This window comes from Mesorhizobium sp. M7D.F.Ca.US.004.03.1.1 (assembly GCF_003998635.1).
GTDB classification, from domain to species: domain Bacteria; phylum Pseudomonadota; class Alphaproteobacteria; order Rhizobiales; family Rhizobiaceae; genus Mesorhizobium; species Mesorhizobium loti.
On the sequence record NZ_RZQG01001857.1, the window covers coordinates 1 to 403 of the forward strand.

The window sequence follows — 403 nt, forward strand, 5'->3', positions numbered from 1 at the left end:
GGTCAGCCGTGCGCCCTGGTTGCGTGGCCGTGTTTCATCGACATAGACGTGGACCGGAATGCCGGCCTCCGTGGCCAGGTAGATCGGCGCGGTGGCGGTGCCGTAGTCGACCGTCGCCAGCCAGCCGGCATTGCAGTGGGTCAGGATGTTGACCGGCTCGCCCTTCTGCTTGCGCGCCGCGATCGCCTTGATGATGGCAAGACCGTTCTCGCCGATGGCGCGGTTGAGCTCGACATCCTCGTCGGCGATTTCGCCGGCGCGCCGGTAGGCGGCTGCGGCGCGTTGTTCCGTCGGCAGGGGCCGCAGGAAGCGCCGCATCTCATCCAGCGCCCAGCGCAGATTGATCGCGGTCGGACGCGTTTCGTGCAGGGTCTCCCAGACGGCATCAAGTGCGGCATCCGAC

Annotated in this window: 1 pseudogene; it reads right to left on the reverse strand. The window is 67.7% G+C overall.

From position 1 onward, the window contains the following. Positions 1–403: pseudogene (locus EN935_RS40400) on the reverse strand (S-methyl-5-thioribose-1-phosphate isomerase); the annotation flags it as partial.